The sequence below is a fragment of the Achromobacter sp. GD03932 genome (assembly GCF_029839485.1).
Taxonomy (GTDB): domain Bacteria; phylum Pseudomonadota; class Gammaproteobacteria; order Burkholderiales; family Burkholderiaceae_B; genus Achromobacter; species Achromobacter bronchisepticus_A.
The window spans coordinates 167,694-191,095 of sequence record NZ_JAOCAT010000007.1 but is presented as its reverse complement, the minus strand read 5'-3'; the positions used below and the strand labels follow the sequence as shown (position 1 = coordinate 191,095).

At 65.0% G+C, this 23,402-nt stretch carries 18 protein-coding genes; 10 read left to right on the top strand and 8 right to left on the bottom strand.

Annotation, left to right across the window (positions count from 1 at the left end; genetic code table 11):
* Positions 1–10 precede the first annotated feature (10 nt).
* From N5C88_RS09195 to N5C88_RS09175, 5 genes are read left to right on the top strand one after another with little or no spacing between them, the layout of a single operon-like run.
* The gene (locus tag N5C88_RS09195) at positions 11–454 is read left to right on the top strand and encodes a MaoC family dehydratase N-terminal domain-containing protein (protein ID WP_059371764.1); all 444 of its coding nucleotides are present in this window, start codon (positions 11–13) and stop codon (positions 452–454) included.
* A 9-nt stretch (positions 455–463) separates the two neighbouring features.
* Positions 464–883 carry a MaoC family dehydratase gene (locus N5C88_RS09190; protein WP_059371765.1) on the top strand — a complete coding sequence of 140 codons (420 nt, stop codon included), beginning with the start codon at positions 464–466 and terminating at the stop codon, positions 881–883.
* Between the two features lie 19 nt (positions 884–902).
* Entirely contained in the window at positions 903–1,727 is an 825-nt protein-coding gene (locus N5C88_RS09185) for an SDR family oxidoreductase (RefSeq protein ID WP_059372763.1), read from the top strand.
* A gap of 14 nt (positions 1,728–1,741) precedes the next feature.
* On the top strand, positions 1,742–2,896 hold the full coding sequence (locus N5C88_RS09180; protein ID WP_280015209.1) for an acyl-CoA dehydrogenase family protein: 1,155 nt from the start codon (positions 1,742–1,744) through the stop codon (positions 2,894–2,896).
* A 40-nt stretch (positions 2,897–2,936) separates the two neighbouring features.
* Complete coding sequence (locus tag N5C88_RS09175) at positions 2,937–4,598, top strand: long-chain fatty acid--CoA ligase (RefSeq protein WP_280015208.1); 1,662 nt, start codon at positions 2,937–2,939, stop codon at positions 4,596–4,598.
* Here the strand turns inward: N5C88_RS09175 and N5C88_RS09170 are convergent.
* On the bottom strand, positions 4,595–5,404 hold the full coding sequence (locus N5C88_RS09170) for a slipin family protein (protein ID WP_059371768.1): 810 nt from the start codon (positions 5,402–5,404) through the stop codon (positions 4,595–4,597). The two genes, N5C88_RS09175 and N5C88_RS09170, sit on opposite strands and share 4 nt — an antisense overlap.
* A 46-nt stretch (positions 5,405–5,450) precedes the next feature.
* Positions 5,451–6,875 (bottom strand): nodulation protein NfeD, encoded by a 1,425-nt coding sequence (locus N5C88_RS09165; RefSeq protein ID WP_280015207.1) that lies wholly within the window; start codon positions 6,873–6,875, stop codon positions 5,451–5,453.
* A gap of 198 nt (positions 6,876–7,073) precedes the next feature.
* Between N5C88_RS09165 and N5C88_RS09160 the strand changes: the two genes are divergently transcribed.
* The 5 genes from N5C88_RS09160 to N5C88_RS09140 all read left to right on the top strand — a co-directional run bounded on the left by N5C88_RS09160 (position 7,074) and on the right by N5C88_RS09140 (position 17,139).
* Positions 7,074–7,994: a LysR family transcriptional regulator gene (locus N5C88_RS09160; protein ID WP_118934982.1), complete on the top strand. Its 921-nt coding sequence runs from the start codon at positions 7,074–7,076 to the stop codon at positions 7,992–7,994.
* A gap of 96 nt (positions 7,995–8,090) precedes the next feature.
* Positions 8,091–10,379 carry an FdhF/YdeP family oxidoreductase gene (locus tag N5C88_RS09155; RefSeq protein WP_280015206.1) on the top strand — a complete coding sequence of 763 codons (2,289 nt, stop codon included), beginning with the start codon at positions 8,091–8,093 and terminating at the stop codon, positions 10,377–10,379.
* Positions 10,380–10,385: 6 nt separating this feature from the next.
* Positions 10,386–11,306 carry a bestrophin family protein gene (locus N5C88_RS09150; protein ID WP_280015205.1) on the top strand — a complete coding sequence of 307 codons (921 nt, stop codon included), beginning with the start codon at positions 10,386–10,388 and terminating at the stop codon, positions 11,304–11,306.
* Between the two features lie 458 nt (positions 11,307–11,764).
* Positions 11,765–14,248, top strand: coding sequence for a hypothetical protein (locus N5C88_RS09145; protein ID WP_280015204.1), 2,484 nt, complete (start codon positions 11,765–11,767; stop codon positions 14,246–14,248).
* Between the two features lie 119 nt (positions 14,249–14,367).
* Positions 14,368–17,139: an autotransporter outer membrane beta-barrel domain-containing protein gene (locus N5C88_RS09140; protein WP_280015203.1), complete on the top strand. Its 2,772-nt coding sequence runs from the start codon at positions 14,368–14,370 to the stop codon at positions 17,137–17,139.
* Positions 17,140–17,203: 64 nt separating this feature from the next.
* On the opposite strand, the gene N5C88_RS09135 is transcribed toward N5C88_RS09140, so the two are convergent.
* From N5C88_RS09135 to N5C88_RS09110, 6 genes are all read right to left on the bottom strand, one after another.
* Positions 17,204–17,617, bottom strand: a complete 414-nt coding sequence (locus N5C88_RS09135) for a hypothetical protein (RefSeq protein ID WP_124260416.1) — start codon at positions 17,615–17,617, stop codon at positions 17,204–17,206.
* Positions 17,617–19,230 (bottom strand): GMC family oxidoreductase N-terminal domain-containing protein, encoded by a 1,614-nt coding sequence (locus N5C88_RS09130; RefSeq protein WP_280015202.1) that lies wholly within the window; start codon positions 19,228–19,230, stop codon positions 17,617–17,619. Before N5C88_RS09130 ends, N5C88_RS09135 begins: the two co-directional genes overlap by 1 nt.
* Positions 19,227–20,723: an aldehyde dehydrogenase family protein gene (locus N5C88_RS09125; RefSeq protein WP_280015201.1), complete on the bottom strand. Its 1,497-nt coding sequence runs from the start codon at positions 20,721–20,723 to the stop codon at positions 19,227–19,229. Before N5C88_RS09125 ends, N5C88_RS09130 begins: the two co-directional genes overlap by 4 nt.
* 9 nt (positions 20,724–20,732) lie before the next feature.
* Entirely contained in the window at positions 20,733–21,746 is a 1,014-nt protein-coding gene (locus tag N5C88_RS09120) for an ABC transporter substrate-binding protein (protein WP_059371777.1), read from the bottom strand.
* A gap of 23 nt (positions 21,747–21,769) precedes the next feature.
* The gene (locus N5C88_RS09115; RefSeq protein WP_280015200.1) at positions 21,770–22,498 is read right to left on the bottom strand and encodes an ABC transporter permease; all 729 of its coding nucleotides are present in this window, start codon (positions 22,496–22,498) and stop codon (positions 21,770–21,772) included.
* Between the two features lie 92 nt (positions 22,499–22,590).
* Positions 22,591–23,394 carry an ABC transporter ATP-binding protein gene (locus N5C88_RS09110; RefSeq protein WP_280015199.1) on the bottom strand — a complete coding sequence of 268 codons (804 nt, stop codon included), beginning with the start codon at positions 23,392–23,394 and terminating at the stop codon, positions 22,591–22,593.
* Positions 23,395–23,402 lie beyond the last annotated feature (8 nt).

Sequence of the window (23,402 nt, the reverse complement as noted above, 5' to 3'; positions counted from 1 at the left end):
GGGGAACGCAATGCTCGACACCAGCCATATCGGCGCCGCCCTGCCGGCGTTCAGCGCTAGCGTGGAGGCGGGCCGCCTGCGCTTCTTTGCCAAGGCCACCGGCCAGGACGACCCGGTCTATACCGACGAGGCCGCCGCGCTGGCGGCCGGCTACCCGGGACTGCCGGTGCCGCCGACCTTCTTCTTCTGCCTGGAAATGGACAGTCCACGGCCCGCCGCCATGCGTGAACTGCTGGGCATAGACATCGCGCGGGTGCTGCACGGCGAACAGGGCTTCGTCTACCACGCCATGGCGTACGCAGGCGACGAATTGCGCTTCGAGCCGCGCATCGCCGACATCTACGCCAAGAAAGGCGGCGCGCTGGAGTTCGTCGTCCGTGAAACCCGGGTGACCGACGCCGCCGGGCGCCTGGTCGCCGAACTGCGCGCGACGACCGTCGTGCGCAACGCCTAGGAGACGGGAATGACTGCGGCCATGAACCATGACGCCAAGGCCGGCGACCAGCTGCCCGGCTTTACCGCGGGGCCGGTCAGCCGATTGGGGCTGGCGCTGTATTGCGGCGCTTCGGGTGACCACAACCCGATACACGTGGACCTGGATTTCGCGCGAGCCGCGGGCATGGACGACGTCTTCGCCCACGGCATGCTGTCGGCCGCCTATCTGGCCCGGCTGCTGACGAACTGGGCGCCGCAATCGGCGCTGCGCGAGTATGCCGTGCGCTTCGTGGCGATCACGCACGTGGGCGATGAGGTCCGCTGCTCCGGCAGCGTCGTGGAACGCTTTGAAGCGCAGGGAGAAACCCGCTTGCGGGTGGAACTGCATGCGCGCAGCCAGACCGGCGAACTGCGCCTGAGCGGCGTGGCGGTGCTGGCAATTCAGTAACCCAGGAAAGGAGATGACGATGGGCACATTGGAAGGCAAGGTCGCGCTGGTCTCGGGCGCGGGGCGCGGCATCGGGCAGGAGATCGCGCTGAAGCTTGCGCGCGAAGGCGCCAGCGTGGTGGTGAACGATCTGGACGCGGGGCCGGCGGAAGAAACCGTGGCGCTGATCCGCAGGGCGGGAGGCCAGGCGCAGGCCTGCGCGGGCAGCGTGATCGAAGCGGGCTTCGCCGAACGTTTCGTCGGCACCGCCGTGAATACCTATGGCGGCCTGGACATCATCGTCAACAATGCCGGCTACACCTGGGACAACGTGATCCAGAAGATGACGGACGAACAATGGGACGCGATCCTGGCGGTGCACCTGTCCGCGCCGTTCCGCATCCTGCGGGCGGCCTCCGGTTTCATCCGGGTGGCGGCCAAGGCCGAGGCGGAGCAAGGCAGGGAAGTGTTTCGCAAGGTCGTGAACATCTCGTCGACTTCCGGCGTCATGGGCAACGCCGGGCAGGCCAACTATTCGGCGGCCAAGGCGGGCATCAACGGCCTGACGCGCGCATTGGCCAAGGAATGGGGCCGCTACAAGGTAAACGTCAACAGCGTGGCCTTCGGGCTGATCAAGACGCGCCTGACCGAAGCGCCGGCCGACGGCGATGCCACGCTGGACATCGAAGGCCGGCAGATCAAGGTGGGCGTCAATCCGCAAGTGCTGAAGAACGCCGAAAGCCTGATCCCCATCGGCCGAGCCGGCACGCCGGCGGAAGCCGCAGGTGCGGTGTACCTTTTCTGCCTGCCCGAGTCCAACTACGTCAGCGGCCAGGTCCTGGTCGTCGGCGGCGGCCGTCCTTGAAAGGGGGGAGCGCAATGGACACGCCACGGCAAGGCTGGATGGACGCAGACCTGACGCTGTTCCAGGATTCGACGCGGCGTCTTTTCGAAAAGGAGTTTGTGCCCGACGAAGAACGCTGGCGCAAGCAGCAGCACGCGGACCGCGAGGTCTGGAACAAGGCCGGCCGTCTGGGCCTGTTATGCGTGAGCATGCCCGAAGCCTATGGCGGAGGCGGAGGCAGCTTCGCCCACGAGGCCATCGTGGCGGCGGAACAGGCACGCGCCATGGTGCATGGCTTCAGCAACAACGTGCACAGCGCCATCCTGGCGCATTACATCCTGAACTACGGCACGGAAGAGCAGAAGCGTCGCTGGCTGCCGCGCATGGCCACGGGTGAACTGGTGGGCGCCATCGCCATGAGTGAACCGGGAGCGGGGTCCGACCTGAAGAGCGTGCGCACCACCGCCGCCAAGGACGGTGGTGAATACGTGCTCAACGGATCCAAGACCTTCATCACCAACGGCTTGCACGCGGACCTGGTCTGCGTGGTCGCCAAGACCGATACCCAGGCCGGAGCCAGGGGCGTGTCGCTGATCATGGTGGAAACGCAAGGCCTGCCAGGCTTCAGGCGCGGGCGGCTGCTGGAGAAGCTGGGTCAGAAAAGCCTGGACACGGCGGAGCTGTTCTTCGACGGTGCGCGCGTGGGCGAGGACTGCCTCCTGGGCGGCGTCGAGGGCCGCGGCTTTGCACAGCTCATGCAGCAACTGCCGCGCGAACGGCTGCTGATCGCGGTGGGCGCCGTGGCCACCATGCGTCGCGCCATCGAGGAAACCGTGGCCTACGCCAGCGCCCGGCAGGTCTTCGGCCAGGCGCTCATCGAACTCCAGAACACGCGCTTCACGCTGGCCGAGTGCGAGACGGTCGCCACCATTGCGGCGCGTTTCGTCGACGATTGCATCGAACGCCAGCTGGCCGGCACGCTGGATCTGTCCACCGCAGCCATGGCCAAGTGGTGGACCACGCAGATGAACTGCCAGGTGATCGACGAGTGCCTGCAATTGCACGGCGGCTACGGCTACATGCTTGAATACCCGATAGCCAGGATGTACGCGGATGCGCGGGTCGGCAAGATCTACGGCGGCTCCAACGAGATCATGAAGGAAATCATCGCGCGCGCCATGACCGCCTGAAGCGCATGGCAGACAGTCAGAACAACGATGAGGAGACAAGATGCACCAAGCGCATTATCGGTACTGGCCCAATGGGTTGCCGAAGGAGATCAGCCCGCCGCAGTCCAGCCTGTACTTCAACCTGGAGGCGTCCGCCGCGCGCTATCCGGGCAAGGCCGCCGTCGTGTTCTACGACACCGTGCTCGACTACGCGCGCTTAAAGCGCGAGGTCGATGCCATGGCCGGCTACCTGCAGCACAGCGCCGGCGTGAAGGCGGGCGACCGCGTCCTGTTGCTGAGCCAGAACTGTCCGCAGTTCGTCATCGCGTACTACGCGATCCTGCGCGCCGATGCGGTAGTGGTGCCGGTCAACGCGATGAGCACGCCGGACGAGCTGGCGCATTACCTGGCGGACAGCGGCGCGCGAGTGGCCTTCGCGGCCCAGGAATTGTGCGCGCGGCTGGACGGCTTCGCCGCTGACGGACGCCTGGAGCGCGTCATCGTCCACACCTATTCGGACTATTTGCAGGCCCCGGCTCCTGACGCGCCCGACTGGGTCGCCGCGCCCCGGCGCGCACCTGATGTGCGCGGCGGCGTGCCTTGGTACGGCGCGCTGGCGGTCAACGCCCAGCCGTCGCCGCCCCGGGCGGGGGCGAAGGACCTCTGTCTGTTGCCCTACACCTCGGGCACCACCGGCCGGCCCAAGGGCTGCCGCCACACTCACGGCACCATGAACGCATCCCTGGCCGGCTCGCAGCTATGGCGCGGCCTGACCTCCGAGGCGGTCATCATGGGCGTGGCGCCGATGTTCCATCTGCTGGGCATGCAGAGCGGCATGAACACGCCCATCTTGCTGGGCGCCACGGTGGTGGTGCTGCCGCGCTGGGACCGCGAAGCGGCCGGGCGGCTGATGGCGCGTCATCGCGTCAGCGTCTGGGCCGCGCCGCCGGCGATGGTCGTGGATTTCTTCGCGCAACCCGGCATCGAAAAGCTGGACCTCTCCAGCCTGGCGCAGCTGTGCGGCGGCGGAGCTCCCATGCCCGAGGCGGTCGCGGGCATGCTAGCCAGCCGCTACGGCATTACCTACAACGAGGCATACGGCCTGACGGAAACCGCATCGTTCCTGCACTGCAATCCGCTGGACCGCAACAAGCGCCAATGCATAGGCGTCCCCACCTTCGGCGTGGACACGCGGATCGTGGACCCGGCCACGCTGGCTGAACTGCCCCAAGGCGAAACCGGCGAACTCGTGACGCGCGGCGCGCAGGTCATGCTGGGGTACTGGAACAATCCGCAGGCCGACGACGAAGCCTTCTTCATGCTGGACGGGCAGCGCTACTTCCGTACCGGCGACCTGGGCCGGGTGGACGACGAAGGCTACTTCTACGTGACCGACCGCTTGAAGCGCATGATCAATGTGTCCGGCTACAAGGTCTGGCCGGCGGAGGTGGAGAACACGCTGTACGGGCACCCCGCGGTGCACGAGGCTTGCGTGATCGGCGTGCCGGACGCCAGCCGCGGTGAAACGGTGAAGGCCCTGCTGGTCTTGCGCGACGAGGCGCGCGGCAGCGTGCGCGAAGAAGACGTGATCGCCTGGGCGCGGACGCGCATGGCCGCCTACAAGGCGCCGCGCATCGTCGAGTTCGTGAACGCCTTGCCCAAATCCAGCACCGGCAAAATCTTGTGGCGGCAGTTGCAGGAAGAGGGCAAGGCGGCGGCCTAGCGCGTCCCCGGGTCCGCTTGGCTGGCGGCGGCCGCGGGCGGTTCCTGGCCCTTGCCCGCCAGGCCCTGGAGCAGGCGGCCCAGTTCCACGGGGAAGGGGAAGACGATGGTCGAGCTGTTCTGCGCGCCTATCATGGCCAGCGTGCTCAGGTAGCGCAGCTGCATCGCCTCGGGCTGCTCCGACAGGGTGCGCGCCGCGTTCAGCAGCATCTGCGCGGCCTGCTGTTCGCCTTCGGCATGGATGATCTTGGCGCGCCGCTCGCGTTCCGCCTCGGCCTGCCGCGCGATGACGCGCACCATGCCTTCATTCAGATCGATGTGCTTGATCTCGACGTTCGCCACCTTGATGCCCCAGGCGTCGGTCTGCGCGTCAAGGATTTCCTGCACCGCGCTGTTCACCTTGTCGCGTTCCGAGAGCAGTTCATCCAGGTCGTGTTTGCCCAGCACGGAACGCAGCGTCGTCTGTGCCAGTTCGCTGGTTGCCTGGCGGAAGTTTTCGACCTGGATCACGGAACGCTCGGGATCGATCACGCGGAAGTAGATGACCGCGTTTACCTTGACGGACACGTTGTCCCGGGAGATGGCATCCTGGCTGGGAACATCGAAGACCTCGGTGCGCTGGTCCACTCTTACCATCTGCTGGACCAGCGGGATCAGCAGGATCAATCCGGGACCCTTGACGCCGGTAAAACGTCCCAATGTAAAGATCACGCCGCGCTCATACTCGCGCAGGATTCGGACCGACAGGGCGAACAGCGCGACGGCCAGCGCCAGGATGGGGGCGTAAAAGGCGAGGTTCATCAACATGGCAGGCTCCGCATGGAGGGTTCGAGGGCTCAGGTTGCGGACGCCGTCATCCCGACGGCGGCGGGCCGGCGTCCGCCCGTACCTGCAAGGTCACGCCGCGGACGGCGGTGATGACGACGGCATCGCCGGCAGCCAGGCCCGCCGGACCCGTCGCTCGCCAGCGTTCACCAGCGGCCGCCACGTAGCCCTGCCGGTCCGCCCAGCTCAACACCTTGATGCGCTGGCCGATCAGCGACTCGGCGCCGCTGACGATGGGAGCCTGGCGCGAACGCAGGGCCAGCCGGCCGACCAGGAAGGTCATTCCCAGGCTGGCCGCGGCGATGCCAGCCATCAGCGGAATGGAAACGCCAAAGGCGGGCGTATCGGTGTCGATGAGCAGGAGGGCGCCCAAGATGAAGGACACCGCGCCTCCAATGCCCAGGACGCCCAGCGTTGGCGCGAATATCTCCGCCACCATTAGCGAGATCCCCAGCAGGACCAGCGCGATCCCGGAATAGGTCAGCGGCAGCGCCGACAAGGCGTAGAGTCCGACCAACAGGCAGATGGCGCCGAAGATGCCCGGAAACAGGGCGCCGGGAGTCATGAATTCGAAGATCAGTCCATAGATGCCGGCCATCAGCAGCAGCAGCGCCAGATTGGGATTCGTGATGACGCTGAGCACCTGGGTGCGCCAGTCGGGGTCTCTGGCCAGCACTCGCAGGTCTTTGGTGTGCAGGGTTAGCATGCCGTTGCCGACACGGACGCTGCGTCCTTCCGCCTTGGCCATCAGGTCCGGCAGGTCATCGGCGATCAGGTCGATCACATTACGCGCGTGCGCTTCGCCGGCCGTGAGGCTGGCCGCGCCGCGCACCGCCTGTTCCGCCCAGTCGGCATTGCGTCCGCGCAGCGCGGCCAGCGCGCGGATGTAGGCCACGGCGTCGTTGATCGCCTTGGCTTCGGCCGGATCTTGCCCGGTTCGTCCAGGACTGCCCTCGTGCCCTGGGGGCGGCTGCTTGTCTGGCGGCTCTGCCGGCTTGGAGGAGCCGCCCAGCGAAATCGGGGTCGCCGCGCCCAGGTTCGTCGCGGGCGCCATGGCCGCGACATGGCTGGCGTAAAGAATATAGGTGCCGGCGCTGGCGGCGCGCGCACCGTTGGGCGCCACATAGGAAATCACGGGAATGGGCGAGGCCAGGATCGCGCGGATGATGTCGCGCATGGAAGCGTCGAGTCCGCCCGGCGTATCGATGCGCAGCACCACCGCCGCGGCATTCTGTTCACGCGCGGCGGCCAGGCCGCGGATCACGTAGTCCGCCGTGGCGGGGCCGACGATGCCGTCCAGGGTCAGCAAGAGGGCGGCCGGCTGGCCCCCGGCCGGCTGCGCGCCTGCGCCGCCCGCGACGAGCGTCGCTGCCGCCAACAGCGCCGCCGCGCGGCGCAGCTTGCGCAGCATTGAACAGGTTCCGGACATCAGGCTCAGGATCGGGGCGGTCATGAGCTGCTTTCCTCCGACACGCAACGCGTGGCGGCGGGCCGCCGGCGCTGCTGAATCCAGCGTACTACTTTTGCCGCGGCATTCGGAGACCTGCCGGCGCGGTAGCGCGGGCGTCAAGGCGGCGGCGTGCGCGATGTCTTTGAGATGGCCCGGATTTTCTGCAAAATAGATCGTTACCGTGGACGATGAAATGCAGGAATGTCTATGTTTATCCGTCAGCTCTCCTATCTCCTGGCCCTGGACAAGTACCGGCATTTCGGACGGGCGGCGGAAAGCTGCCATGTCTCGCAACCGGCGTTGTCCAATGGCATCCGCGAACTGGAGCGCGAACTCGGAATCACCATCGTCAAGCGCAACCGGACCTTCGAAGGCATTACCCCTGAAGGCGAACGGGTGATCCAGTGGGTGCGGCAGGTGATGGCTTCGCTGGAGGGGCTGCGGCAGGAGGCCAACCTGGTGCGCAGCGTGCCGCAAGGCCACCTGGCGATAGGCGCGATTCCCACTGCCAACCATGCGGCGACGCTGCTCAGCGCCCAGTACCGGGAGATCCTTCCGCAGCTGACGCTGGAAGTCACCTCGCTCAGCACGCCGGAAATCCTGCGCCGGCTGAAGGCCCAGGAAATCCAGTTGGGCATCCTCTATGAGCGGTCCGTGCTCGATAGCGCCGATTTCGACGTGATGCCGCTGTACGCAGAGCGCTACGTGCTGGTGGCGAACGAGCAGGCCTCCTTGCCGCGCCAGCTGGATTGGTCGGAAGTGGGCGAGCTTCCGCTCTGCCTGCTCAGCCCGGACATGCAGAACCGCCAGACCTTGAACAAATGTTTCGAGAGCGTGGAAGCCAAGCCGCGCGTGGTGCTGCAAAGCAACGACATCCGCGTGCTGCTGGCGGAATGCCAGAGCGGGCGGGCGTTCTCCATCATGCCCCTGAGCGCCTTGCCCGCCCAGTACGAAGGGGCCGGGCTGCTGGCGCACCCCATCACTCCGGAGCACGCCGAGGACGTCTGCCTGGTCAGGCTGCGGCGCGACAAGCCGCCTGCCTTGTCGAACGCCGCCTGGCAGATCGCCGGCCAGCTGGACCTGGAAGCCGTCCTCAACCAATCGCTGGCGACGAAGCCTTGATAACCATGGATTATCAAAAGGTTCACAGGAAAAATTAGATCAATTCTTGTCGTTGCCGCATGCTGGCGGGAATTGGGCGCTTGAAGGAGACCAGCCATGAAACAACGACGTGAAGTACCTGGCATCCGTCCCTATGACGGGCCGGCGGGCGGCTGGGGGGCATTGAAGGCGACGGCCCAGGCCGTGCGGCAACAGATGGAAGTGGTGGAGGCGCCCGTCGTCCTGCTGCGCACCAACCAGCCCGCGGGTTTCGATTGTCCAGGCTGTGCGTGGCCGGACAAGGAACACCGCTCCACGTTCCAGTTCTGCGAGAACGGCGCCAAGGCGGTCACCTGGGAGGCGACCAGCAAGCGCGTGACGCCGGATTTCTTCGCCCAGCGCACGGTGTCTTCATTGCTGGCGCTGTCGGACTATGAACTGGAGGACTTCGGCCGCCTGACTCACCCGATGACCTACGACGCGGCCACCGACAAATTCGTTCCCGTGTCGTGGGATGCCGCGTTCGAACGCATCGGCGAGGCGCTGCGCAGCCTGGACGCGCCTGACCAGGCCGAGTTCTATACCTCGGGACGGGCCTCCAACGAGGCGGCCTATCTGTTTCAGCTGTTTGCGCGCGAGTTCGGCACCAATAATTTCCCGGACTGTTCCAACATGTGCCACGAGGCGACCAGCGTGGGCTTGCCGCAGTCCATCGGCATCGGCAAGGGCACGGTCTCGCTGGAGGACTTCGACCATGCGGAGCTCATTCTCTCCATTGGCCACAATCCCGGCACCAATCACCCGCGCATGATGGGCACGCTGCACGAACTGGCGCGCCGCAAGGTTCCCATCATCGTCTTCAATCCCTTGCGCGAACGCGCGCTGGAACGCTTCGCCGATCCGCAGAGCATCGTGGAAATGGCGACCTTCAGCTCGACCAATATCGCCTCGACCTATTATCAGGTCCGGGCGGGCGGCGACGCGGCCGCGCTCAAGGGCATCATGAAGGCGTTGCTGGCGCTCGAAGCGCAGCGGGGGAGCGTCCTGGATCGCCAATTCATCGCGCAACACACGCTGGGCTTTGACGCGCTGGCCGCGGACCTGGAGGCAACCTCTTGGGCCGACATCGAAACCGAAAGCGGGCTGCACCGCGCGGACCTGGAGCACGTGGCCGAGGCCTACGCCAAGTCCAACGCCACCATCGTCACCTACGGCATGGGGATCACCCAGCACAACACGGGCACGGCCAACGTCAAGCTGATCGCCGACCTGCTGCTCATGCGCGGCAACTTCGGCAAGCCCGGCGCCGGCATCTGCCCGCTGCGCGGTCACTCCAATGTGCAGGGCAACCGCACGGTCGGCATCACGGAAAAGCCCAGCCCGGAGTTCCTGGCAAAGCTGGAAGCGGAGTTCGGCTTCACGCCGCCGCAGGGCCACGGCCATGACGCGGTGCAGGCCATGGAAGCGATGGTCGACGGCTCGGCCCGGGCGCTCATCTGCCTGGGCGGAAACTTCGCCGTGGCCTTGCCCGATCCCGAACTCTGTTTCGCGGCCATGAAGGAACTGACGCTGAGCGTGCATCTGGGCACCAAGCTCAACCGCTCGCACCTGCTGGTGGGGCGCGAGACCTTCCTGTTGCCGGTGCTGGGGCGCACCGAGCTGGACGTCCAGGCCGACGGCCCGCAATCAGTGACGGTGGAGGACTCGATGTCCATGGTCCACGCCTCGGCGGGCAAGCTGAAGCCGGCATCCGCCGAGCTGCGCTCGGAACCGGCCATCGTCGCCGCCATGGCCCGGGCGACCTTGCCCCACAGCAAGGTGGACTGGTTGGGGCTGGTGCAAAACTACGATCGCATCCGCGACCTGATCGAGCGCACGATTCCGGGCTTCGACGATTACAACGCGCGCATCCGCGTGCCCGGCGGCTTTCGCATGCCCTTGCCGCCGACCGAGCGCAAGTGGAACACGCCCACCGGCAAGGCCATGTTCTCGGTGTTCCCCGGCGTGCGCGAGCGCTATGAGCCCTGGCCGGACGAGGTGTTGCGGCTGGTGACCATACGCAGCCACGACCAGTACAACACCACGATCTACGGCTTGGACGACCGCTACCGCGGCGTCTTCGGCCGCCGCGACGTGCTCTTCATGCATCCGGAAGACCTGGCCGCGCAGGGCTTGGAACACGGTGATCTGGTGGACATAGAAACCGTGTCGCGGAACCGGACGCTGCGGCTGGCAGGCATTACCGCGATTGAATACAGCATCGCGCGAGGTTCGGTCGCGGCCTACTATCCCGAGGCCAATGTCCTGGTTCCGCTGGACTATATCGACAAGGAATGCGGCACGCCTTCCTACAAGTCGATACCGGTGCGCATCCGCAAAGCCGCGCAGGGGGGCGCCCAAGCGTAAGCCGTTATGATCGTCCGCCCCGCCTCGCGCTCTCCCTGGCTGCTGCTGTTCACGCTGAAGGGGTCCATTGTCTCCATCATCTGGAAGCGTGTCGTCGCCATGATGCTGCTGGCAACCGCCGTGGTGCTGGCGGAGCACCGGCTGCCCTTGAGCGGGGTCGGGTTGGGCGCCGTGCCCTTGACGCTGGTCGGGCTGACCCTGGCCATCTTCCTGGGGTTCCGCAACAGCGTGGCCTACGAGCGCTGGTGGGAGGCGCGCAAGCTCTGGGGCGAGCTGCTCATCGTCATCCGCAACCTGACGCGGCAGACGCTGAGTTTTCCCGACGGCCTGCCCGCCGCGCGCCAGCGTGAATTGGCGCATGGCCTCATCGCCTATGCCCATGCCTTGCGGCACATGCTGAGGCAGAGCGATCCCAAGGAAGACCTGCAGCGCTGGCTGCCCGCCGCTACTGCGGCCCGCATCATGCATGCGGCGAATCCGCCCAGCGTGCTTCTGGGCGACTTGAGCCAGGCCTATGCCCAGTTGCGGCGGGAAGGGCGGCTGGACAGCATCCTGCTCGCGGACATCGATGGCCAGATCACGCGGCTGTCATACATAGGCGGCGGCTGCGAGCGGATACACAGCACGCCGATTCCCTTTGCCTACATCCTGCTGCTGCACCGGACCGTCTACATCTATTGCCTGCTGCTGCCGTTCTGCCTGGTCGGCAGCATAGGCTGGGTGACGCCCTTCATGGTAGGCGTGCTGTCCTACACGTTCTTCGGGCTGGACGCCCTGGGCGAACAGATCGAGGAACCCTTCGACCGCCTGCCCAACAACCTGCCCCTGGATGCCCTGTGCCGCGGCATCGAAATCAACGTCGGGGAGTTGCTGGGCGACAAGAATCTGCCGCCGCCGTTGTCGCCGCAGGATGGCGTGCTGTTCTAGCTGTCATCTTTTCCGATCTGGTACGGGGTGCGGCGCTGGCCGCGCAACAGCTGAACAGGCATGAAAAGAATCCGTCGTGGCCAGCTGACAGTCCCCTTGCCCAAGGCCCTCCGTGGATGCCACGCCGCGGTCAACGGTGCTTGCGCGCGACTAGCGATAATTGCAGCTGCGAGGCTGGCGTGGTTTCCCGTATCCCTATAATTTCCCGCGGGCAACCGCGCCGCCTGGCGGCGTATCAGCAGCTCCAACAGTCATGCATTCGTTCAGCACCGAAAGCACTTTCGACAGTCCCTTTGCCGCGAAAAAAAATGCCGGAAAGTATCGAGCGCACGAGATGTACATCGAAAAAGCCGCGCCTGCTTCGTTCAGGCCCCGCCAACTGGGATGCTTGGCGAGACGCTAGAAACCGGGTCCTCGCCGCACTCGATGGCAAGCCAGGCAGATCCGGACGACTTCGCTTGCATGACCGTGAACCTGCGGAACGCGGATCGAAGCGCAGGTTGTCGGTAGAGTGCTTGGATTGCGGAGCGGGCCAGGACGGTAGCTGGATTACTTATTACGACAACGTGCGCCTGTCGCCGCAAGGCTGCCCAGTCTGCAAAAGCGTCGGCCGTCTGATCGACCAATTCAAATCGGCGTTCTCCGACCACACGCTGACGTTGTGCACGCCTGAAAGCGGTCCTCCCAACCCCGCTGGATTGAGGTTCAACGTGCGGCCCTTGATATGGGCCTTGCCTGAAGATTTCGAATGGACCATGCCCTCAATCGGTATCGCGGCCGTCAGGAGCGCGCTGCGGCGACATCGTCTGCCGAATGAGGCGGTGCAGGGTCGTTATCAGGACTTCGTGGAACTGCAGTCAGAATTCACGCGTGCCTTCCCTTTGGGGACACTTCGGTTCGCCCATCGTCAACATCCAGAGAACACGTCGCCAGGTCCATTCTTCAGCATGAAGACCGGGCCGCGGCTACTGCGTGCACCTCTTGAGGATAGCTGCATGTCGCGTGCAGCAGTACGCAAGGCAGTGCTTCAAGAGGACAAGGATTCGATACTCCGCACCCACCTCCTCGAACGAGCAAAGCAGCACATGGCAACAGAGGTCTCGTTCGAATGGAGTCCAGGAAAAGGTGGCGGATTTTTGATTTTCTACCGTAGCCGCACGGGTTTCTATCATCTCGACACGCGATGGCGCGCCGAGGAGAAGGCATGGGGGCAATCTGGGTTTCGGCGCGGCGAGTCACTCGCTCTCATCGTCATTTCCCACTTGTTCCCCGCCCATGATTGGCGACGCACCTCTCGCCCGGCTTTCCTCCTGAGAGATAACGGGCATCGGCTTGAACTTGACGCCTACAGCCCCAGTCAGCAGCTGGCACTCGAATATCACGGCATGCATCATTACAAGCCGCGCTCTCAGAGCGCAGAGGACCTGGCAGCCCACGTCGCGCAGGTTCAGCGGGACGCCGAGAAGCGGACGCGGTGCGTAAAGGCAGGCGTAACGCTGATCGAGATGAAAGATAGACCGTTGGCTCCAGCAGCCTTCCTTTCCTGCATCCAGGAGCTCGTCGGCCAGGCAGGACTCGTGCCCACGGTCCCCAATCCAAGCCTGGAGCTGATCACTAGCCGTTGGAATGAGATTTGCGCGAATCCTCTCGAAGAATTTCAGCAGGCGTTGCTAAGGAATCTTGGCCATCACAAGCTGGTTTCGCACGAAATTGCAAAGGTGAACAAGGACTGCATGGTCGTATATCAATGCGGCCATTGCAACGAACTGAACACTGCTCAGGCGAAGGGCCTGGTTGCGGGAAGGGTGCGCAAGTACTGTCCCCTATGCAAGGACGCGGTCACTTCCCAACAACGCCGGGCTGAGGCGCTCAGCGCGTGGGTTGCTCAAGGCCTGCCCCCTTCGGTGATTGACCGGATGGAGTTCGATGATTCAAACCGCTACCTGTATCGCTGCGAGGCCGATCACTTGACCATCCTGCATAGTTGCACGTCCGCCCTGCGGCATGTCAGCGCCGGCGTCTTCAATTGCCCGGCATGCATCAGTGCCCGTTCTGGCGTCGCAGTCAACCATGCGACGTTGTTTCCTGAGTATGTCAAGGATTTTTCCGACGCGCTCGCGGGGTTCAAGTTTGCCGTGCTCGGTTCACCCAGGTACGAAGCGGGCCAGCTCACAGCTCAAGTGCGCTGTCCCGCTGGCCACGAGCGATTGATTGACCGTTCCTTGTTGCACCGGATACGCAAGAACACGAGCTTGACGGATATGAGCGTAGTACCCTCGGCTTGCCCGGACTGCGCATATCCCGGCGTCGATGTCACCGAAGCGCTCAAGCTCATGGGAACCCTGCACCATCGTCTGTACGTACTGGAGGGCATGTACCCGGAGATCTCCTACCTCGCAGGCTTCGACGCAACGGGCTGGAACAGGGAAACATTCTCTTGTGGACGAAACGGTCCTGATGGAACGCCCCACTCGCCCTTCTCTATCTCTTTTCGCAATCTCCTCAGGTACGCGAAAAAACTGGGCGATCGGCACCTCTGCCTGTCTTGCAAACTGGAGGCTGGTACAACCAACCATCGCGGGAAAACCTTGGCAGATACGGTTTCGCGGATGGAAATCCTGCGCGCGACGGTATTGGCGATCACTCCGCCACACCTGAAGCCGGCCGCCATGAAGCCGCCAACCGCAACACTCGTCACCGAAGGCTTTGGAGGGCGTGGCGAATTCTCGACCACGAAGGCGCGCATTCGCTTTACTTGCGGCATACCCGGCCATGCACCGATGGAAGCGTCCTACAGCAACTATTTTCATCGTTCCGAGTCGCGAAGCTACGGGTTCTGCCCCGTGTGTGTCCGCAATGCCGGACTGACTCAAGCGCCGATGCCGGAGCCAGTCCGCACCGCGGCCGGCAAGCTGAGAGCCATCACTTTGCGGATCGACTGAAGATGGACGTTCGCGAACGACCGCCGGAACCCCATGGATAGGTGAAATAACCTATTAAGAAATCCAGGTAGCATGCCGTACCGAAAGTAGGTCGCGTCTACTCAAAAAAAGGATTCTTCATGGTCGCCAGGAGTTGCCCACGCCCAGGATGGCTGAAATCGGCTGCCCTCGTTTTCTACGCGGCAAACGTCGCCAATCCCGCCAATGCCCAATCGGTTTCCGTCACTGGCCAGGTCCTACCGGGTTCCGTCCAGACGCCGCATTGGACGGTGGGGGGCGATCTGACGGTCGGAGATACCCTTGCCGGGGAGTTGGTCATCGATGCGGGCGGTTCGGTAAACAACGACTGGGCCTACATTGGAAGTTTCAATGGCGCTCCAGGCGCCGTGACGGTGAAGGGCCGTGACGGCACTGGCACGGCGTCCACCTGGACCAGCGCCGGCCCGGTGCTGATCGGGGGCGAGTCCGGCAGCAGCGGCACGCTAAGCATCCTGGACGGCGGCGTGGCGAATAGCGATTCGGCCAGAATCGGCGTCGACAATGGCAGCGTCGGGAACGTTCTTGTTTCCGGGGTGGGGTCGACCTGGAATCTCAACACCGTCGGCGCGTTCGAGATCGGCACGGGCGGCAAGGGCACGCTGCGGATCGACAACGGCGTCGTGCACAGCGGCCAGGCGATCATCGGCTGGGTCGCCGGCGCCGAGGGGAGCGTCACGGTATCAGGCCCGAAGGCGGTCTGGGATCCGCTGAACAACATATACGTGGGTTTTGAAGGAACCGGCGAATTGCACGTCCTGGATGGCGCCAGCGTGAGCACGGTCGGATCGACCGGGCCTGGCGCCGCGGCAGCGGTTTACATCGGGAAGAGCGTGGGCAGCGTCGGCACGGTGACCGTATCGAGCGCGACGGCCGATATCTCGACGCTCACCGCGAGCGACCGCATCGAAATCGGTTCGGAAGGCACGGGCACGCTGACCATAACCAAGGGCGGGGTTGCGGTCGCCGTCCGCGACACGTGGCTTGCCCCTGCCGGCACTTCCACCGGCACGCTGAACCTGACCGGCGATGCCAGCGGCCGCGGCGTGCTGGAGACCGGCTCGGTCATCAAGGGCGCGGGCAACGGCACCTTCAACCTGGACGGCGGCATCCTGCGGGCCAATCGTGACGAGAACAATTTCCTGAATGGCTTCGTCACGCAGGCCGTGGGCAGCGGCGGCGCCTGGTTCGACACGAACGGCCACGACGTGGGCGTGTCCACCGCGTTCTCGGGGACGTCGCGCTTGAACAAACAGGGCGCGGGCACGCTGACCTTGTCAGGCAACAGCGCGGCGTTCACGGGAACCACCGATATCCAGGCAGGAACGCTGCAGGTGGATGGCATCCTCGGCGGGCCGGTGAATGTGCTTGCGGCGGCACGGCTGAGCGGCACGGGACGCGTCGGCGCGACGGTCAACCAGGGCGCCATCGCACCGGGGCCGCGCAGCGGCTTCGGCACCCTCACGATCGCCGGCAACTATGCGGCGCAGGGCGGCAGCCTGGAGATCCGCACGCAGCTTGGCGCCGATGACTCGCCGACGGACAAGCTGGTGATCACGGGCGACAGCGCTGGCACGACACCGGTCACGGTGAAGAACATGGGAGGCGCCGGCGCGCAGACCCAACGGGGCATACAGGTCGTGCAGGTCCAAGGCCTGTCGGCGGGAAGATTCGATTTGGCCAATGGCGACTACGTCATCGGGGGGCGTCCGGCCTTGGTGGCTGGCGCCTATGGCTATGTGCTGCAACAGGACTCGGCCGATGGCGGCTGGTACTTGCGATCCTCCTTGACCAATCCCGGCACCACTCCAACCGACCCAGGCACGACTCCAACCGATCCAGGCACGACTCCGACCGATCCCGGCACACCCTCGCCCGGCGGCGGTACGCCGGGCGCCGAACCCCCCTTGCTCTATCAACCCGGCGTGCCTGTCTATGAAGCCTATGCCAATACGCTGCTGCACCTGAGCCAGCTGCCTACCCTGCGCCAGCGAGTCGGCAATCGCCTCTATGATCCGGCGGACGCCGGCCGCAACGGCGTATGGAGCCGCGTGGAGGGCTCGACGGCCCGGCTCGACCCTGCGTCGTCCACCACGGGCGTGAGCCAGAAAGTCGATAGCTGGAAGGCGCAATTCGGCGTTGACCGCGTCCTGGCGGGCCAGGAAGAGGGCTCCCGTCTGGTGGGCGGCCTGGCCTTTCACTATGGCAAGGCCGACACGCGTCTGTCGTCGGTGTATGGCGACGGCACCATCGACACCACTGCCTATGGCCTGACGCCGACTTTGACCTGGTACGGCAAGAATGGCGTCTATATCGATGCCCAGGCCCAGGCGACCTGGTTCGACAGCGACCTGAACTCAAGGTTGGCCGGCAAGTTGAAGGGCGGCCAGAAGGCCCAGAGCTATGGGCTGGGTATCGAAGCGGGCAAGGCTTTCGGGTTGACCGAGGGGTTGGCCCTGATCCCGCAGGCGCAGCTGACATACGTATCGACCCGCTTCGACAGCTTCAACGACAAATTCGGCGCGCGCGTCGCCAGCGACAAGGGCGACAGCCTGCTGGGCCGTTTGGGTATCGCGCTGGACTACAAAAGCAATTGGCAAACGGCCGGCGTGAAGCGGGAATCGAGCGTCTATGGCGTCGTCAACGTGAAACATGAATTCCTGGACGGAACGCGTGTACGCGTGGCTGACACGCAGGTCGCCAGCCGCATGGCTCGAACCTGGGGCAGCGTGGGGGCGGGCGTGAATTACGGCTGGGGCGAGCGCTATGCGATCTACGGTCAGGTCGACGCGGACACGGATTTTTCCGGCAGCCATATCGTCACCGCGACCGCGGGTTTCAGGATGTCTTTCTAGGGGGATGATGGCGGCCGGCAGACCCCCCTTCTGCCGGCGCCAGGGCCGTCACGCGGATACTCAGTCAACAGCAATCGCAAAGCAAGACATCGTTGACGACGTTGCGCGGCCGCGACCCCATGCGGCCGAATCCGAATGCCGCCATCACGTCGTGACATATCTCCATCGCTTCCCGCTCGTCTTCGGCGCCGGCGACCCGCGGCCAGGTCACCAGCACGCGCTTGGCTTTCATCTGTTCCACGAATTGCGGCGGCACTGCATCGCTGCCCACCACGGTCACGGACTGAATCCGAGCCGGCAGCCCCACTTGCAGGGATGCCAGGCTTGCCCCGCCGACGATCAGCGCGGCCGTGTCGGGGGGGAGCTCGTCGGCAGGGTTGCAGTACTCGACGGAAAAGAAATCGTCCAGCCGCTGGTGGGCGGTGTGTGCCAGCGGCAGCAGGCTGACGCAGCGATGACGCTGCAATGAAAGTCGCATCAACGCGCCTCCTCCAGTATCCAGTTCGAGGCGCGCTCCGCGAGCATGAGCACGGGCGCGTTGATGTTGCCCGAGGTCAGGTCCGGCATGACCGAGGCATCGACGATGCGCAGGCCTGGCACGCCGATGCAGCGCATCCGGCTGTCGACGACTGCCATCGGGTCGTTTTCGCCTCCCATCCTGCAGGTGCCGCCGGGGTGGTGAACCGTGATGGCCGTCTTGCGGACGAATGCGTCGATCGCGGCGTCATCGATTACACCGCCGCCCGGCGCAAGCTCGGTGGCGACATAATCGCCAAGCGCGGGCTGGTCCAGCAAGGTCCGCGCGATACGCACCGACTCGCGTACCCTGATCCGGTCTGCGTCGTTCGCCAGAAAGTTCTGGTTGATCCGGGGCGGTGCCAACGGGTCCGCGCTGGCGACGGTGATCTTGCCGCGGCTATGGGGGTGCAGCAGCACCGTTCGGACGGCAAACCCGTCGGCGAAAGGCTTGCGTACTGGATTGAACCAGGGATGGGCGTTGAAGGGCGCCGCAGTCAGGAGAAATTGCAGGTCCGGCGTATCCGCGCCATCCGGCTGCACGAATCCCACAATGCCGCCAGGAACGTCGCCGGCAAAGCCCTCTGCGCCGAGATAGGCGCGCGCCATGGACACTCCGATGCGGTCCAGGCGCATGCCATGCACGAATGGGCCCGGTTCGCGGCGGCGTGCGGTGACGATGACGGAGATATGGTCCTGCAGGTTTTCACCTACCCCAACGCGCTCCTGCCTGATGCGTATGCCGGCATCGCGCAATGTCTGAGCGGGGCCGATCCCGGAGTGCATCAGGATCGCGGGCGTGTTGATGGCGCCTGCGGCAAGAATCACCTCATGGCGGGCCCTGACGGCCGTGGTGCGGCCTTGTCTGGTAAAACGCAAGCCGACTGCGCGGCTGCCGTCGAAGTCCAGGCCAAGAACATGCGCCAACGTGACCACGGTCAGGTTGGGGCGCCGCAGCGCGGGGCGCAAGTAGGCCGTGGCGGCGCTGCATCGGCGTCCGCGCCGGATCGACATCTGCAGGCGCGAGAAGCCGCCTGCCGGCGAGGCGTTGTAATCGTCGAGCCAGGGGTGCCCGGCCTGGCGGGCGGCCGTGGAGAAGGCGTCGAGCAACGGATCCTGGTAGCGGCAGCGCTGCACCCGCAGGGGGCCGTCAGCGCCGCGGTCACCGGTCTGTCCGTCCTCCCAGTCCTCCAGGCGGCGGAAATAGGGCAGGACTTCCTCGAAACTCCACTCGGGCAGATCGTAATGCCGCGCCCAGCGTGCGTAATCCTTGGGATGGCCGCGCACGAACGCCATCGCATTGGTCGATGAACTTCCGCCTACAACCTTGCCGCGCGCGCATTCGATGGCGCGGCCATCGGCATGCGGGGCAGGCTCGGCGTCGTAGCCCCAGTCATGCAAACGTTGCTGCAGGATCTTGCCCCATCCCAGGGGAATGTGGATGAGCGGGTCTCGGTCCCAGGGGCCCGCTTCGATGACCAGCACCGAGACTGCCGGGTCCTTGCTCAAACGATTGGCCAGCACGCAGCCCGCGGAGCCTGCGCCGACGATGATGTAGTCGTATTCCGCCTTCATGTCGGGCTCACTGGCCTGAAGTTGATGTGGACATTCTTTTCCCGGGTAAACGAGATCATCTCGCCGATGCACTCATCGCGACCGATGCCTGATTGCTTGACCCCGCCATACGGCGCGCCAAGAAAGTGCTTGCCGACTTCATTGATCCAGACGAATCCCGCATCGATTTCACGGGCGAGCCGGTGGGCGCGCGCCAGGTCCGCCGTCCAGATTGCGGCGGTCAGACCAACGTCCAGGCTGTGAACTGCTGAAAGCATCTCTTGCTCGTCATCCCACGGAATGAGCGCCAGTACGGGGCCGAAGAATTCCTCGGTGGCCAATGGCGAGGCGACGGCCACGTCCGCAAAGACGGTCGGTTCCAGATAGAAGCCGCCTGCGGGGACGCCGTTCCGGGGGATGCCTCCGCCCGCGATCAGGCGGGCGCCTTGCGCCACGGCAGCGTCGATCGCCTGCTTGACGCGGTCGCGGTGCTCGCGGCTGATCATCGCGCCCATGGTCGTGGCGGGATCGGTCGGGTCTCCCGGCACGAACGCGGCGCAAGCCAGCGCCACCTTGGCGCAGACTTCCTCATAGATGGACCGGTGCACGAAGGCCCGGCTGGTGGACCCGCAGGACTGTCCGCACCACGTAAAGTTCATGCCGTCGACGATCGCGCGCGCCGCCAGCTCGGGGTCGACATCCGGGCAGGCGATAAACGGGTTCTTGCCACCCAGTTCCAGCGCCACGGGTTTGAGCCGCGTCGCCGCGGCTTGCATCACCCTGCGCCCGGTGGGAATGCTGCCCACCAGGCCGATCATGTCGACGTCCGGACTGGCGGCCAGTGCAGCCCCGGCGTCGGCGCCGCCGGGGATCAGCGAAAATACGCCTGGAGGCAAGAGGTCTCCGATCAGCTCCGCGCAACGCAGGGCAGACAGAGGCGCCTGCACCGGCGGTTTGATGATCACGGCATTTCCCGCCGCCAGCGGGGCGGCCAGCTTGCCCATGGCGAACAGCAGCGGATGGTTGTACGCAACGATGCGCGCCACGACGCCGACGGGCTCCCGCTCGGTGTAATCCAGCGCGTCGTGTCCCATCGGGATGGTGTCGCCCTTGAGTTCCGTCACGAGGCCAGCGAAGAAATCCAGCAGCGCCGCGGCGACCATGACGTCGGACCCCATCTCCGATACCGGATTGCCGCAGTCCAGCGCGTCCAGGAGCGCCAGCTCCCTTGCGTTGTCCCGCAAGCGCTGAGCCATTTTGCGCAAGGTGGCGGCCCGGGCCAGCGGGGCCGTGCGGCGCCATGCGCGGGCTCCGGCGCGCGCCGCCCGGGCCGCGCGCGCCACGTCTTCGGCGCCCGCATCGGCCACGGCCATCAGCCGTTCGCCGGTTCCTGGCGCCGTGATGTCGGTCCAGCGTTCGTTGACGGGAGCGTGCCAGCCGCCGTCATAGTAGACGCCGTTGTTGGCGGGCAGCTGGACATCGCCCGAGGCGGTCTTATGAGTTTTTCCTGCCATGATCTCGCCTCACTGCTTCAGAGCTTGCGCTTTTTCGAGGAAGCGCGTGTCGAAGCCCTGGGTTTCGTCGAAGGAAGGCGACAGCGCGCCTTGCTCCTTGAAGAGCGTAGCGGATGAGCGCCACAGGGCTGGATCGATCCAGCCGATGCCATGCGTCCGGGTGTGCTCGCTGAAGAACGTGAAGTCCAGATCTGCGCGCAACTGCGCCACCAGCATTTCCTTCTTGCCCTTGTACTCGGGGTTGTTCTTGATCAGCGTGTCGGCGGCCGCTTCCGGGTTCTGGATCACGTCGGCGAAGGCCTTGGCATAGGCCGTCACGAACCTCTGGACGAGATCCGGGCGCTGAGCAATGTTCTTGTCCGACGTGAATACGCCCGAGCCATAGCTCTGGATGCCCAGGTCCTCGCCGTGCAGGATGGACAGGGAACCCGGCCCTCCCGCCTTGTGTTCGAGCTCGGGAACCTCGGCGTCGATGTAGCCCGGCACCACGTTTACTCGGTTCAGCAGCAACAGGTTTTCGTAGGGCGGCGATACGGTCGACTGTTTGATGTCCGCCAGCGCCAGGCCGTTCTTGGCCAGTGCGGCCTTCAGGAAGATGTAGGTCGAACCGCTGGGATGCACGCCAATGTTGGCGTCCTTCAGCTGCTTGGCGTTCTGCAGATCGAAGTTCTTCTTCAGCGAAATGATCGCCAGCGGCGTTTTCTGGTTTACCGCCAGCAGCGCCGAATTGGCCACGCCCTGCGATCTTCCGACCATCAGGGTCGGCAGGTCGGAGAAGCCGAAATCGGCGTTCCCGTTGGCCACCAGCCGCAAGGCGTCGGTGGACCCCGTTCCCTTGCGGATCGCCGTCACATCGATGCCTTGGTCCGCGAAGTAGCCTTTCTCCTTGGCGACGAAGAAGGGCGCGTGATTGCCGCGCACGACCCAGTCCAGTTGCACGGTGACTGCGTCCTTGGCGTGGACGGCGCCGCTGAACAGTGCCAGCACTCCGAAGAGCGCGCTGAATCTCCAACTCGATCTCATGTTTTTCCCCTTGTTGATTCGACTTAGTGAGTGGCCCAACCCAGAAACCTGTGTTCGATCAATTCGATGACGTAGTAGAAAAAGACGCCGAGCACCGAAATCTGGACCAGGGCGGCAAATACCAACGCTGTTTCCATCTGGCTGGATGCGAACTGGATCATGTAGCCCAGCCCGGCCGAAGCGCCCACGAATTCGCCCACGATCGCTCCGATGACGCTCAGCGTGATGGCCACCTTCATTCCCGCCATCAGGGCGGGAAGCGAAGCTGGGATCTTCACCTGGCGCAGTATCTGGTTCGGCGTCGCGCCGATGGACCTGAGCAGCGCGACCAGGTTGGCATCGGCCGACCGCAGGCCGACCAGCATGTTGAGCGTGACCGGGAAGAAGGCCATGATCACGATCAGGGCGATCTTCGGAAGCAGGTCGTACCCGAACCACAGAATCAGCAGCGGCGCCAGGGCGATCTTCGGCACGTTCTGGAACAGCACGATCAGCGGGTAGCTTGCGCGGCCAAACCAGGCGTAGCGGTCGACCAGCAGCGCAATCGCGATGCCCACCAGGCACGAGTACAGGAAGCCGTACAGGATCTCCGCGCCCGTGACGAGCGAGGCCTGGAAGAGCTCCGCCTGCCGTTCCACCAGGACGGCCGCGATGTCCGTCGGCGCGGGCACGACGAACGCGGGCACCTGCAGAATGCGGACACTGGCCTCCCAGGCCGCCAGGACGATCAGCACGAGCACGATGCTGGGCATGGCCGCGCCGAGCGCTTGGCGGATCTTTCCCGGCAACCGGGGAACGGCTGGGACTTGCGGCTGTGTTTTGGCTTTCATGGTGCTACCCGCCGTCATGATGCGCTCCCCTGGGCGTGGCCCGTCTTGAGCAGCTGGCGAAGCTGATAGGACTTCTCATGGAATTCGGGCTTGGCGAACGTGGCCTCGCTGCGCGGGCCCGGCAGCGCGACCGGCAGACAGTCGACGATGCGAGCGGGATTGGTGGCCATGACATAGACCCGATCCGAGAGGTAAACGGCTTCATCGATGGAATGGGTGACGAAGACGATGGTCTTGCCGGTGCGCTGCCAGATTTCCAGCAGGAAGTCGCTCATGGTTTCGCGGGTGATGGCGTCCAGTGCGCCGAACGGCTCGTCCATCATCAGTACCTCGGGATCCAGGGCCAAGGCCCGCGCGATGGAAACCCGCTGGCGCATGCCGCCGGACAGCTGCTTGGGATAGCGGTCGGCCGCATACTCCAGCCCGACGAGTCGCAGCATTTCGCGCCCGCGCTGGAGAATTTCCTGCCTGGGCCGGGCATGCACCAGGTGCATCAGCGAGCAGACGTTCTCCAGCGCCGTGCGCCAGGGCATGAGCGCGGCCTCCTGGAAGACCATGCCCACGCGGCGCTGGCGCACCGCTTCCGTGGGCGCGACGCCGGCCACGCGGACGTCGCCGCCGGTGGGCGGCACCAATCCGGCAAAGACCTTCAACAGGGTGCTCTTGCCGCAGCCGGATGGGCCGATGATGGAGGTGAAGGATCCCTTCGCGATGTCGACGTCAATGTCGTTGAGCACCCGCACACGTCCGGCGCGGGTGTCGAAGTCGACAGTCAGTCCGCGCGCGCGGATCTGAGAGGCGTCTGGCGGTTTGTGCATGCCGGTCT

What these genes read in the sequence shown, in the direction of transcription:
- N5C88_RS09195 (WP_059371764.1), top strand. Translation starts at nt 11, where the DNA reads ATGCTCGACACCAGCCATATCGGCGCCGCCCTGCCGGCGTTCAGCGCT.
- N5C88_RS09190 (WP_059371765.1), top strand. Translation starts at nt 464, where the DNA reads ATGACTGCGGCCATGAACCATGACGCCAAGGCCGGCGACCAGCTGCCC.
- N5C88_RS09185 (WP_059372763.1), top strand. Translation starts at nt 903, where the DNA reads ATGGGCACATTGGAAGGCAAGGTCGCGCTGGTCTCGGGCGCGGGGCGC.
- N5C88_RS09180 (WP_280015209.1), top strand. Translation starts at nt 1,742, where the DNA reads ATGGACACGCCACGGCAAGGCTGGATGGACGCAGACCTGACGCTGTTC.
- N5C88_RS09175 (WP_280015208.1), top strand. Translation starts at nt 2,937, where the DNA reads ATGCACCAAGCGCATTATCGGTACTGGCCCAATGGGTTGCCGAAGGAG.
- N5C88_RS09170 (WP_059371768.1), bottom strand. Translation starts at nt 5,404, where the DNA reads ATGTTGATGAACCTCGCCTTTTACGCCCCCATCCTGGCGCTGGCCGTC.
- N5C88_RS09165 (WP_280015207.1), bottom strand. Translation starts at nt 6,875, where the DNA reads ATGACCGCCCCGATCCTGAGCCTGATGTCCGGAACCTGTTCAATGCTG.
- N5C88_RS09160 (WP_118934982.1), top strand. Translation starts at nt 7,074, where the DNA reads ATGTCTATGTTTATCCGTCAGCTCTCCTATCTCCTGGCCCTGGACAAG.
- N5C88_RS09155 (WP_280015206.1), top strand. Translation starts at nt 8,091, where the DNA reads ATGAAACAACGACGTGAAGTACCTGGCATCCGTCCCTATGACGGGCCG.
- N5C88_RS09150 (WP_280015205.1), top strand. Translation starts at nt 10,386, where the DNA reads ATGATCGTCCGCCCCGCCTCGCGCTCTCCCTGGCTGCTGCTGTTCACG.
- N5C88_RS09140 (WP_280015203.1), top strand. Translation starts at nt 14,368, where the DNA reads ATGGTCGCCAGGAGTTGCCCACGCCCAGGATGGCTGAAATCGGCTGCC.
- N5C88_RS09135 (WP_124260416.1), bottom strand. Translation starts at nt 17,617, where the DNA reads ATGCGACTTTCATTGCAGCGTCATCGCTGCGTCAGCCTGCTGCCGCTG.
- N5C88_RS09130 (WP_280015202.1), bottom strand. Translation starts at nt 19,230, where the DNA reads ATGAAGGCGGAATACGACTACATCATCGTCGGCGCAGGCTCCGCGGGC.
- N5C88_RS09125 (WP_280015201.1), bottom strand. Translation starts at nt 20,723, where the DNA reads ATGGCAGGAAAAACTCATAAGACCGCCTCGGGCGATGTCCAGCTGCCC.
- N5C88_RS09120 (WP_059371777.1), bottom strand. Translation starts at nt 21,746, where the DNA reads ATGAGATCGAGTTGGAGATTCAGCGCGCTCTTCGGAGTGCTGGCACTG.
- N5C88_RS09115 (WP_280015200.1), bottom strand. Translation starts at nt 22,498, where the DNA reads ATGCCCAGCATCGTGCTCGTGCTGATCGTCCTGGCGGCCTGGGAGGCC.
- N5C88_RS09110 (WP_280015199.1), bottom strand. Translation starts at nt 23,394, where the DNA reads ATGCACAAACCGCCAGACGCCTCTCAGATCCGCGCGCGCGGACTGACT.